Annotated in this window: 10 protein-coding genes and 1 tRNA gene; 4 read left to right on the top strand and 7 right to left on the bottom strand. The window is 60.2% G+C overall.

The features are described from left to right. Nucleotides 1–81: 81 nt before the first annotated feature. The 7 genes from K419_RS0106935 to nadB all read right to left on the bottom strand — a co-directional run bounded on the left by K419_RS0106935 (nucleotide 82) and on the right by nadB (nucleotide 8571). Complete coding sequence (locus K419_RS0106935; RefSeq protein ID WP_026840949.1) at nucleotides 82–1386, bottom strand: aminotransferase class I/II-fold pyridoxal phosphate-dependent enzyme; 1305 nt, start codon at nucleotides 1384–1386, stop codon at nucleotides 82–84. Between the two features lie 220 nt (nucleotides 1387–1606). Then, on the bottom strand, nucleotides 1607–2806 hold the full coding sequence (locus K419_RS0106930) for a cofactor-independent phosphoglycerate mutase (RefSeq protein WP_026840948.1): 1200 nt from the start codon (nucleotides 2804–2806) through the stop codon (nucleotides 1607–1609). Between the two features lie 91 nt (nucleotides 2807–2897). Continuing rightward, on the bottom strand, nucleotides 2898–3776 hold the full coding sequence (gene xerD, locus K419_RS0106925) for a site-specific tyrosine recombinase XerD (RefSeq protein ID WP_026840947.1): 879 nt from the start codon (nucleotides 3774–3776) through the stop codon (nucleotides 2898–2900). After that, nucleotides 3776–6460, bottom strand: a complete 2685-nt coding sequence (gene glnD / locus K419_RS0106920; RefSeq protein ID WP_026840946.1) for a [protein-PII] uridylyltransferase — start codon at nucleotides 6458–6460, stop codon at nucleotides 3776–3778. The genes xerD and glnD overlap by 1 nt, the downstream gene beginning before the upstream one ends. Then, the gene (locus K419_RS0106915; RefSeq protein ID WP_012530308.1) at nucleotides 6460–6669 is read right to left on the bottom strand and encodes a hypothetical protein; all 210 of its coding nucleotides are present in this window, start codon (nucleotides 6667–6669) and stop codon (nucleotides 6460–6462) included. Before K419_RS0106915 ends, glnD begins: the two co-directional genes overlap by 1 nt. A 17-nt stretch (nucleotides 6670–6686) precedes the next feature. Beyond that, on the bottom strand, nucleotides 6687–6962 hold the full coding sequence (locus K419_RS0106910; protein WP_026840945.1) for a chorismate mutase: 276 nt from the start codon (nucleotides 6960–6962) through the stop codon (nucleotides 6687–6689). Nucleotides 6963–6969: 7 nt separating this feature from the next. Beyond that, nucleotides 6970–8571, bottom strand: a complete 1602-nt coding sequence (gene nadB / locus K419_RS0106905; RefSeq protein WP_026840944.1) for an L-aspartate oxidase — start codon at nucleotides 8569–8571, stop codon at nucleotides 6970–6972. Nucleotides 8572–8759: 188 nt separating this feature from the next. On the opposite strand from nadB, the gene K419_RS0106900 reads away from it, so the two are divergent. The 4 genes from K419_RS0106900 (at nucleotide 8760) to K419_RS0106885 (ending at nucleotide 10822) form a co-directional block, all read left to right on the top strand. Then, nucleotides 8760–9374: a lytic transglycosylase domain-containing protein gene (locus K419_RS0106900; protein WP_012530305.1), complete on the top strand. Its 615-nt coding sequence runs from the start codon at nucleotides 8760–8762 to the stop codon at nucleotides 9372–9374. Between the two features lie 17 nt (nucleotides 9375–9391). Further along, nucleotides 9392–9985, top strand: a complete 594-nt coding sequence (gene pgsA / locus K419_RS0106895; protein ID WP_012530304.1) for a CDP-diacylglycerol--glycerol-3-phosphate 3-phosphatidyltransferase — start codon at nucleotides 9392–9394, stop codon at nucleotides 9983–9985. A 59-nt stretch (nucleotides 9986–10044) separates the two neighbouring features. Further along, nucleotides 10045–10119: transfer RNA gene (locus tag K419_RS0106890), tRNA-Cys, on the top strand. Nucleotides 10120–10627: 508 nt separating this feature from the next. Then, complete coding sequence (locus tag K419_RS0106885) at nucleotides 10628–10822, top strand: DUF2314 domain-containing protein (protein ID WP_026840943.1); 195 nt, start codon at nucleotides 10628–10630, stop codon at nucleotides 10820–10822. The last annotated feature ends 365 nt before the right edge of the window (nucleotides 10823–11187 follow it).

Raw genomic sequence — 11187 nt, 5'->3', positions numbered from 1 at the left:
GCCGCATACGCGACAGGGGCTTTTATTTTTATAGCGATTTCTCCCGCTTGGGGATAATCGCCTGCGGAACCCGAACCGGCTTTAGGCCAGGTCGAGCGCCGCCTTGTAGATGATGTCGAAGAGCTCGGGGATATCCTTCTCGGCGATGCAGGAGAAGGCGATACGGAGGTCGGTCTTGGTGGTGGAGATGGCGCCGACGCCGTATTTATCCAGCAGGTGCACGCGGAGTTTCTCGGCGTCCACGTGCTTCAGCTTCAGGCACATGAAGTAGCCGGAGTTGAAAGGATAGTAGTCCCACGCCTTCTCGTACTTGCCGCTGTTGAGCACTTCCTTGGTCTTCAGCGCGCGCCCCTTCATGACCTGGAACTTCTCCTCCTTCTGCTTGAGGAAGTCCGGGGAGCGCAGCGCCTCGACGACGAAGGTCTGGGAGGGGTGCGGGCAGTTGGAGATGCGGGCGCGGATGATGCCCATCGCCTTCTTCTCCAGCGCGTTCATGACCGGTGCGTTCTCGTAGTCGTTACCGTCGGCGAAGGTGATGAAGCCGGTGCGGAAGCCCCAGACGAACTCCTCCTTGGTGGCGCCGTCGAGCTTGACGGCGAGGATGCGCGGATGGAGGTTGGCGAGCTTGCCGAACAGGGACTCCTTCATGCTGTCTTCGTAGAAGAGGCCGAAGTAGGCGTCGTCGGTGATGGCGACCACGTTGCAGCCCCCGTCGGCGACTTCCTTGATGGCGGCCACGAGGGCGTCACCCTCGGCAGGGGTCGGGGTGTAACCGCTCGGGTTGTTCGGGAAGTTGAGGAGCACGACGACCTTCCCCTTCTCCTCGGCGGAGTTCTGCAGCACGGCCTTGAAGGCGTCGATGTCATAGCCGCCGCTAGCGGTGAAGGTCGGATGCTTCTTCACGATGGCGCCGGAGCAGGTGCCGAAGGTCAGGTTGTAGTTGCCCCAGAGCATGTCGGGGAGGATCAGGTGGTCGCCTTTGTCCACGAACATGTCGGCGACGATGGAGAGGCCGTGGGTGAGCGCGTTGGTGACGATAGGGTTGCTGAAATGCTTGCCTACCTGGCTCGGGTTCTCGCGCAGCATCTTCTCGCGCCACAGGGAGCGCAGCTCGGGCTTGCCCGCCGGCGGGGCGTACGGGTAGATGTCCTTGGGATCGAATGCGGTGAGCTTGTCCTGGATGCAGGAGAGGAACATCGGGCCGCCGTTCTCGGTGGCGATGCCGATGGTGGCGTTGAATTTGTTGGCTTTCTCTTTGGCTTCAGCCGACTGGGTAAGGATACCTTTGGGGAAGAAGAGATTCTTGCCGAGATCCGACAGCATCTCCAGGACATGGGGGCTGTGCTGGGCTAGAGACTCGTTAAGTTCCGCGGCCAATGGATTCATTAATTCCTCCTGAAGCTTAATATGGTAGTGCCCGGGGGCAGTTCCGCTCTCTGGTGCGGTCAAAGACACGCCATTAAATCTCTATAGCGCCTTCTTGTCAACGGTTAATGTGAGGGTTGAAGGGGTGCGACTAATATTTGTGGTATACAGGTACGACTTTAGGCGCTCCCCTCTCCGGATGGAGGGGGAGCGCCCGGAAGGCAGCGCTGCCAGGCGGGTATTAGCGCCCCAGGAGGAGTTCCATCAACTTGTAGCCGGGGTCGACCTTGAGCTTGGTGGCGGCGGCGGAGGATTCGTCGTACCCTGCCACTTCCCGCTTCTCGTCCTTTTCGCCGGCATAGATGACGAAGGGGACCGGGTCGGAGGTATGGGTCATGAGCGCGATCGGCGTGGGGTGGTCCGGCGCGCAGAGGATGCGGTACTCGCCGTACTTTTTGACCCCCTCCAGCACGGGGCCGACCACCTTCTCGTCGAAGAGTTCGATCGCCTTGATCTTGTCGGCCAGTTTCCCCGAGTGGGAAGCCTCGTCGGGCGCCTCCACGTGCACAAAGACGAAGTCGCGCTCTTTCAGCGCCTCTATGGCGGCCTGGGCCTTGCCGTCGAAGTTGGTATCGAGGTAGCCGGTGGCCCCGGGGACGTTGATGATGTCGAGCCCGGCATAGACGCCGATCCCCTTGATCAGGTCTACGGCGGAGATGACGGCGCCGGTGAGGCCGAACTTGGGGCCGAACTCCTCCATCGCCGGCGCCTTCCCCTGCCCCCAGAGCCAGATCGAGTTGGCTGCGATCTCGCCCTTGGCGGAGCGCCGCTTCATCTGCGGGTGGTTGTGAAAGATCATCTGCGCGGAGTTCATGATGTAGATGAGGCGGTCGCTCCCCTCCCCGGACGGCATGTGGGAGATGATGTCCTGACCGGTGATGTCGTGCGGCGGGGTCGCCTTGATCTGGCTCTTGCCGTTGTGCCAGACCATCAGGTGCCGGTAGCTGACCCCCGGGTGGAAGGAGAATTCCTCGTCCCCCAACTGGCGCTGCAGCTCCTCGATCAGCTCACGGCCATCTTCGGTGGTGATGTGGCCGGCTGAGTAGTCCTCCATGATGAGCTTGCCGCCGCGGGCCTCAAGGTGCACCAGGTTGACGCGGAAGGCGACGTCGTCGGGGCCGAGCTCGACCCCCATGCTGGCGGCTTCCAGCGGCGAGCGGCCGGTGTAGCACTGAACCGGGTCGTAGCCGAACATGGAGAGGTTGGCGACGTCGCTTCCGGGTGGGTACCCCTCGGGAACCGTGTGGGCGAGCCCCAGCTTCCCGCGTCTGGCCATGAAGTCCATGTTGGGGGTCTTCGCCGCCTGCAGCGGCGTCTTGCCGTCGAGAGCGGCGACAGCCTGGTCCGACATCCCGTCGCCCAGAAGAACTACGTACTTCATATTGGCTTTCCTTTTTTGCTGCTTTGGTTGGTGGTTATTCTGTGGACCTGATGGACTTTATGGACCCTATGGACCTCTGCCGACTTTCCGCCTACCCCCGCGGGTGATACTCGGCATGCAGCTTTTTCATCCTCTCGCGGGTCACGTGGGTGTAGATCTGGGTGGAGGAAAGGTCGGCGTGACCCAACATGATCTGCACGCTCCTTAAATCGGCGCCGTTCTCCAAAAGATGCGTGGCAAAGGAGTGACGCAGGGTGTGCGGCGATATGCTCGTCCTCACCCCGGCCTGCAACGCCCTTTTCTTGATGATGTTCCAAAAGGCCTGGCGGCTCATTCCACCGCCCAGCCGGCTCAGGAAAAGAAGCGTACTCGCCTTCTCCTTCAACAGCTCGCCGCGCGCCTGCTGCAGATAGACCCCGGTGGCATGGCAGGCGCTCTCGCCCATCGGCACCAGCCTCTCTTTGTCCCCCTTGCCGATGGTCATCAGGTAGCCGGCGGAAAGGTTCACCTCGCTAAGCTTCAACCCCACCAGTTCGGAGACGCGCAGCCCGGTGGCGTATAAAAGCTCCAGCATCGCCTTGTCCCGCAGCTCCTGGGCGCCGGTGTCGAGCGGTGAGCTCAAAAGCGCCTCGACCTCGCGCCCGGAAAGGACCGCCGGCAGCTTCCGCACCCCTTTGGGGGCCTCTACGATGGCGGTCGGGTTCAGCTCGCTATACCCCTCCCGGAGCAGGAAACGGTGCAGCATCCTCAGGGCCGAAAGTGCCCGGGCACGGCTCCTGGGGGCTATCCCCTCCCCCTTCAGCTTGGCCAGAAATCCGGTGACGTCGCTCGGGCGGATGCCGTCCGGCTCCCGCTCGCCCAGAAAAAGGAGATAACGGCTCAGGTCGCGGCTGTACGCGGAGACCGTGTTCGCCGCCGCCCCCTTCTCCACCAGGAGGTAGTTCAGAAAAAGATCGAGGTAGCGGTCCACTAGCCGTCGACTGCGTCGAGGAGCTCCTTGCGGATCTCCTCAAGCTTGCCGGGGTTCATGATCTTCTGCCCGAAGATGTCCTTCACGTAGAAGACGTCGGCCACCTGGTCCACCTTGGTGGAGATCTTGGAGACGCCGATGTAGAGCCCGAGCCGGGTCAGGGTGCTGGTGATGCCGTACAAAAGCCCGATCTTGTCGTGGGCGTAGATGTCGATGACCGTGTAGTCGGAGGAGACCTCGTTGTCGATCTCCACCCGTGCCGGAACGGTCGGCTTGGCCTTCTCGGACAGGATGCTCGGGCGGTGCCTTTTCGCCACCAGGGCGCTCACCTTCACCTTCCCTTCCAGCACCTGCCTGAGATCGTTCTGGAAACGGGTCCAGCGGCTCTCTTCGGTGATGACGAACCCCTGGGGGGAGCCGACCTGGAGGATGTCCAGTACCTTCTCGTTGGTGTTGGTGTGGATCTGGGCGCCGAGGATGTTCATGCCGTTGGCCGCAACGACACCGGTGATCATGGAGAAAAGACCGGGAACGTCATAGGTGCAGACGGTGCAGTTGGTGTACCCCTTGTCCACCTCGTGGGCGAGCTGGACCACCAGCTGATCCTTCGGGAGCCTCAAGAGCGTCCGGACATGCGCCGCGATGACCTCGGGGGAATAGGAAAGGAGATGCCTGGTGGAGAGCGCCTGCAGTTCGTCCTTGACCAATTGGCCCGGGTAGTCGTCGGCCAAAAGCTCGAAGACGGTCTTTTTCACCCGGCGCACCCGGTCTCCGGAGGCCTCGAGCTTGAAGTCGCCGCGCTCCAGCACCCGGAACGCCTTCTCGTAGAGCTCCTGCAGGAGAAGCGCCTTCCACTCGGTCCAAACCTCGGGCCCCACCGCCTTGATGTCCGCGTAGGTGAGCAGATAAAGCATCTTCAGGTTCTCGCTCTTCTCCATCTGGCGGGCAAACTGGATGATCATCCTCTCGTCGTGCAGGTCGCGCCGCTGGGCTATGTGGGCCAAGAGCAGATGGTGCCGTACCAGGAACTGCAGCCTCTCGGTGTCCTCGCGGGTAAGCCCCAGCCGCCTGGCGATGGTCTTGGAGAGCTCGGCGCCGATCTCGGCGTGCCCGCCCCCGCCACCTTTCCCGACGTCGTGGAGCATCACCGCCAGTATCAGCAGCCAGCGCTTGTCCACTTCCCGGGCGAGCTGGGTCAAAAGCGGCAGGGTATCCGCATGGTCGCCGCGACACAGCTTGACGATCTCCTCGACGGCGAAGAGCGTGTGGGTATCGACCGTATAGATGTGGTAGGCGTCGTGCTGCACCTTGCAGTAGATCCGCTCGAACTCCGGGATGAAACGGTTCAAAAACCCCAGGTGGTGCATCTGCTGCAGGGTCTCGGCAAGCCCCTTCTCGGACTGCAGGATATTGACGAAGGAGGTGCCGGCCTCCTTGGAACGGCGGAACTTGTCGTTCACCAGGTCCAGACTGTCACGCACAAGCCGCTTGGTACCAAGGGCCAGCGTCACCCCCTGCTTCTGGGCATGCTCGAAGATCCGCATCAGGCGGACCGGCTCCTTGGCGATCACCGACTCGTCGGGGACCACCAGCTCGCCCTTCACCACGTAGCAGCCGTCGCCTACCGGCCTGCGGGTGAAGTATCCCAGGATCTTGCGCTTGCCGTCGTCGCGCTGGATGCACTTGGTGATCAATAAAGACGAGAAATGCTCGACGCGGTTGGCGTGCAGGTAGAAGTCCTGCATGAACTGCTCGACCGCCAGGGTCTTGCCGCTGTCTTCGTAGCCGAAGAAGCGGGCGATGGAGGTCTGCGCGTCGAAGGTAAGCTGGTCGTTCTTCCTGCCGGCCAAGTAGTGGAGCTCGTTTCTGATGCGCCAGAGGTAGTTGAGCGAGCTGTAGTAGAGCCCCAGCTCCTCCTCGGAAAGCACCCCCTTGATCACCAGCTCGCGCGGCTCGTCCACCTTGTATTTGATCTTCGCCACCCACATCGCAGTATGCAGGTCGCGCAGGCACCCCTCCCCTTCCTTGATGTTGGGTTCCAGGATATAGACGCTGGAGCCGTACTTCTCGCGCCGCTTCTTGAGCTCGTCGAGCTTCGCCGAGATGAAGGAGTCGCTTCTCTTGGAGAGCACCTGGGTCACCATCAGCTTCTTCAGGTCGTTATAGAGCTGCTCGCTCCCGGTCAGAAGGCGCGCATCCAGAAGCGCCGTCTTGACGGTCAGGTCCCCCCCCGCCATCTCGACGCAGTCAGAAAGGGTGCGCACCGAGTAGCCGACGTCCAGGCGCAGGTCCCACAGGAAATAGAGCAGACGGTTGGCCGCCTCCTCCACCACCTTGGACTCCTTGCCGCTGTAGAGAAACATCAGGTCCAGGTCGGAGTAAGGGTTCAGCTCGCGCCGGCCGTACCCCCCGACCGCCACCAGCGCAAGCTGCCCGGTCTTATGCATCTGCAGGTCGTCGGAGAGCGCCGTGAAGAGCCGGACCACCAGTGCGTCCGTCATCGCCGTGATCGACTGCACCACCGAGATGCCGTCCTCCCCCTCGCGGTGGCCGCGCTTGGACTCCTCCCTGAAGTGTTCCAGGAACTCGCGCGCAGCGGCGAAGTAGGCGCCGCGCTTCTCCTCGAAGCTCTTGCCGTCGCCTTTGTGCGACTCGGAGAGGTATGCGTTGATGTTCAGGCGCATCACTCTTCCTTGGCGATCCGGACCACCTGCAGCACCCCCGGGAACGCCGCTATCTCCGCCTCCGGTATGCTCTCCGTGTCGCCGATCACGCCGATGATGACGCGGTTGGCGCCGGTGGATTGATGTATGTCGAAACCGCGGTCGATGAGGTACGCCTTTATGGTGTCCTGCGCCCCTTCGTCGGCCGTCTTGCGCATTACTATCAGCACTTGAACCTCCTGTTGCCTCAGTGATCCCCTGCGGTCTTGATCCGCTCCAGGCGGCGGGACTCGTCGACCACCCTCTCGAAGAGCCGCACGATGGCCTGGTCGTCCAGGGGACCGCTGTTTTCAGCGCTCATCCTGGTGAAGATCCGCTTTTCCCGCGCGGGGTCGTAGACCGGCAGATCGAGACCCTTCTTGATTTCACCGATTTTCAGGGCAAGAGAGGCCCGCTCGTTGAAAATACGCAGCAGTTCACTGTCCAGCCGGTCTATCTCCTGCCTGATCTCGTCTATGGTCATGTCTTCCTCAGAACTGCTTCTTGACGAAGGTGTCGCACTTCCAGTTGGCGTCGTCCACGTTCGGGTAATCGATGTTGTAGTTGAGCCCGCGCGACTCCTTCCTCATCTGGGCGCAGGTGACGATGAGCTGGGCGACGGTGGCGATGTTCCTGAGCTCGATCAGGTCCGAGGTGACGATGAAGTTCCAGTAGTACTCCTCGATCTCGTCCTGGATCAGCTCGATGCGGTGCATGGCGCGCGCAAGCCTCTTGTCGCTTCTCACGATCCCCACGTAGTTGGACATGAAGCGCCTGATCTCGTCCCAGTTCTGCGAGACGACGACCATTTCGTCGGAGTTCGTGGCGGTGCCGCTGTCCCACTCCGGGATGGCGTAGGAGGGAAAGCCTCCCCCCTTCAAGACTTCGACGGCGTGGTGGAAGGCGCGCCCGGCGTAGACGGCCGCTTCCAGAAGGGAGTTGCTGGCGAGCCGGTTGGCGCCGTGCAGGCCGGTGAAGGCGACCTCGCCGATGGCATAGAGGTGCTTCACGTCGGTCTCGGCGTTCTTGTCCACCGCCACCCCGCCGCACAGATAATGCGCCGCAGGCACGACCGGGATCATCTCCTTGGTCATGTCGATGCCGTAGTCGAGGCAGGTCTGGTAGATGTTGGGGAAGCGGGAGGTGATGTATTCAGCGCCTCGGTGCCTGATGTCCAGGTAGACGCAGTCGTCGCCGTGGGTCTTCATCTCGTTGTCGATGGCGCGGGCCACGATGTCGCGGGGGGCCAGGTCTTTGAGGTGGTGGTAGCGCTCCATGAAGGCGGTGCCGTCGCGGCGCTTGAGGATCGCCCCCTCGCCGCGTACCGCCTCCGAGATCAGGAAGGAGCGAGCGTTGGGGTGGAACAGAGTGGTCGGGTGGAACTGCATGAACTCCATGTTGGCGATGGTGGCGCCGGCGCGGTAGGCCATGGCAACCCCGTCGCCGGAGGCTATGTCCGGGTTGCAGGTATACAGATAGACCTTCCCAGCCCCTCCGGAGGCCAAAAGGGTGATGCGGGAGCTGAAGGTCTTCACAACCCCCGCCTTCACGTCGAGTACGTGGGCGCCCAGGCAGCGGTTTTGCTCCGTTTTCTTCTTGAGCACCTTCGACTCGGTGATCAGGTCGATGGCCGCATGGTTTTCGTAGATGGTGATGTTGTCGTGGGCGTGGGCCGCCTCGACCAGCGCGCGCTGGATCTCCCGGCCGGTGATGTCGGCTGCGTGCAGGATGCGCCGCTGGCTGTGCCCCCCCTCCCGGGTGAGGTCGTAGGCCTCGCCGCTGGTGTTCCTGGTGAATTTCACCCCCCACTCGATGAGGTTGGCGATCACCTGCGGTCCTTCCTCGACCACCAGGCGCACCACGTCTTCGTGGCAGATGCCGGCGCCCGCAACCAGGGTGTCCTGCACGTGGGCGTCGAAGGAGTCCTCGTTCGAGGAAACCGACGCGATCCCCCCTTGGGCGTAGTTCGTAGCGGTCTCCGCTATATCACGTTTGGCAAGCAGGGCGACCGTACCGTGAGCCGCCGCTTGCAGCGCGAAGGAAAGCCCCGCGATGCCGCTGCCAATGACCAGAAAATCACTCTGCACCTTCATAACTCCCCCGCTAGCCTTGAATCGGCCGTTTGATTGAAAAACCGGCAAATTATTGATCTCCGCGGCATTTTTGTCAAGACTTTTGACAGGTTATCGCCCCTTGGGTTCACATTAGACCTTGAATTATCATGCTTATTGGTCTATATTTCCGGTGGCTGATTTCTCTCACCCATTAAAAAAGGAAGCTCATGCCCTGTAGGTCTCAACGACTGCTTTTTGCGGGGTTGGCGACGCTGCTGGCGCTCTCCAGCGCCCCCCTCGCCCCGGCCCGTGCCGACATATACCGTTATGAGGATCCCGACGGGACCCTGCACTTCACCGACGCACCTACCGACAAGCGGTTCAAGGTGTTCATGAGGGACATAAAGAAGGACAAGAAACTAAGGACCGCCTTCAAGCTCCCCGGCTACGCCAGGAACCCCGCAGAATTCGAGCCCATAATCAACTCCTGCTCCCGCGAGTTCGGCGTCGACAGCTCGCTCGTGAAAGCCGTGATCCATGCCGAAAGCGGGTACAACCCCTCCGCCGTCTCCTCCAAGGGGGCCCAGGGGCTCATGCAGCTGATGCCCAAGACCGCCCAGGGGCTCAAGGTCTCGGATTGCTTCAACCCCTCCGACAACATCCGCGGCGGGGTACGCTACCTGAGGTTCCTCCTGGACACCTTCAAGGGAGACGAGTCGCTGGCCTTGGCCGCCTACAACTCGGGTATGGGGTCCGTCGCCAAGTACGGCGGCATCCCCCCCTTCAAGGAAACGCAGAGTTACGTGGCCAAAGTGTTGAGTTACCGGAACAACTACAGATAGCGATAAAGGCAGACAGCATGTCCTCCCCCCCCCCAGCGAAGATAATGAACATCCCCAACATCCTCACCATGGTGCGGATCGCGGCGATACCGATTCTGTGCGTCCTGCTCCTGTCGCCTGAGCGCGAGCCCTGCTTCTGGGCCGCGGCGCTCTTTGCCGCGGCGTCGGTGACCGACTGGCTGGACGGCTACCTGGCCCGCCGCATGGGAATCGTCACCGTATTCGGGAAGTTCCTGGACCCGATCGCCGACAAGCTGATCGTCATGGCCGCCCTGATCATGATCCTTCCCTTCGACCGGGTTCCGGCCTGGATGGTGCTGGTGATCCTCGGGCGGGAGATGATCATCACCGGGCTGCGCGGCATCGCCTCTACCGAGGGGATCGTGATACCCGCGAGCAATTTGGGGAAGTTCAAGACCATCTTCCAGCTGGTCGCCATCATCGGCCTGTTGCTGCACTACGACTACCGCTGGTTCTTTTCCATCGACCACCCCCTGCTGGTAGTGAACATGCATAACGTCGGAATGTTCTATCTCTGGATCGCAACTGTGATAACTATCTGGTCCGGTGTCGACTATCTCAATAAGTTCGTCAGGGTCATAGCCAAGTAGAAATTTCCCGTTGACACAGAGAATGTTTCAGGTTATAAACGGGCTCCTTCGATGCACAAGGCGGCATGGCCAAGTGGTAAGGCAAAGGACTGCAAATCCTTCACTCATCGGTTCAAATCCGATTGCCGCCTCCATAATAGAAAAAGGCTTACAGTCAATGACTGTAAGCCTTTTTTTCTTTCCGCGTTATTCATACCGCAACAAGCTCCTCTTATCTTTATGACTGCGTCCCTTCATCGTCAAGATCCGAAAGTAAGCTCTCCAGGGAATAATCAGCAGTGCCGCTTTCCTCACCCTCAATAGTGTGCGCCAAGAGTGACGCTGGTGTTTTTTTGCATGATCTCGCCTCCGCTGTCCTGCTTCCGCTGATACCCTATAACATTTATTGGTACCGGGTCAACATGAGAGCTTCCCAGGCGCGCCGCGCCGCCATGTTATGACATCGGCTGACGAAATTAATACCGCAACGGTTTCGCTTTGTTCTCGAAAACATTAAAGGAATTGAGTTCATAAGAGCAAAGTGGTAGGCGATGACACATTAGACTACTCTCAGGGGCGTATCCCTCAGGCATACTAGAATAGTTTCAACGCGCCTATGCACCGGAAAAGAGAGCGGCCGCGGTTGGAGCAAAGGATGGAATCATGAAAAGAGTGCTGCTGGTATTCGCCGGAATGGCCATGCTTATGGGAACAGGGTGTACCCCCAGTGCGGAGAGTGTGGGTGACGCCTTAAACAGGTGCAAGCTTGTCGGGGGTTACACGATCCGCTATTTCGTGGATAAGATGTCGCCGCCGGAAAAAGCAGAGTTCCTGAAAAAGGCTGGGTTCAAAATCTGAATCAACCATTTCATACACCTAAAAAATAACCCACCTCCATCATCTGCACCGCAAGCTCGCTTGCGTCATATTCAAGTCCTAGACAGCCTGGCTTGTGTCCCCCCCTCCTCCCCACGCAGAACTTTTCCAGGACAGTCCTTTTCGTGCTATCGGATTTGATAGCTTTCGGACCATCCCTAGACCGGGTGAGATCCAAACATAATGATAAATCCCTCCCCTTCCATCGCACTTTTCCCCCCTTCTAAAGCTACCCTCTCTCACTATAAGCCTGAGATGCCAGTTAGGCATTCGGTGCATTCAGGAGCCATCATTTATCTTATATCGATAATAGAATCCCCTTGTAACTCGTCGCCAGAATATAAATT

Origin of the sequence: Citrifermentans bremense R1 (genome assembly GCF_000426865.1) — a bacterium.
In the GTDB taxonomy this organism is placed as follows: domain Bacteria; phylum Desulfobacterota; class Desulfuromonadia; order Geobacterales; family Geobacteraceae; genus Geomonas; species Geomonas bremensis.
Note: the sequence above shows the minus strand (reverse complement) of the source record. Positions and strands in the feature narration are given on the sequence as shown.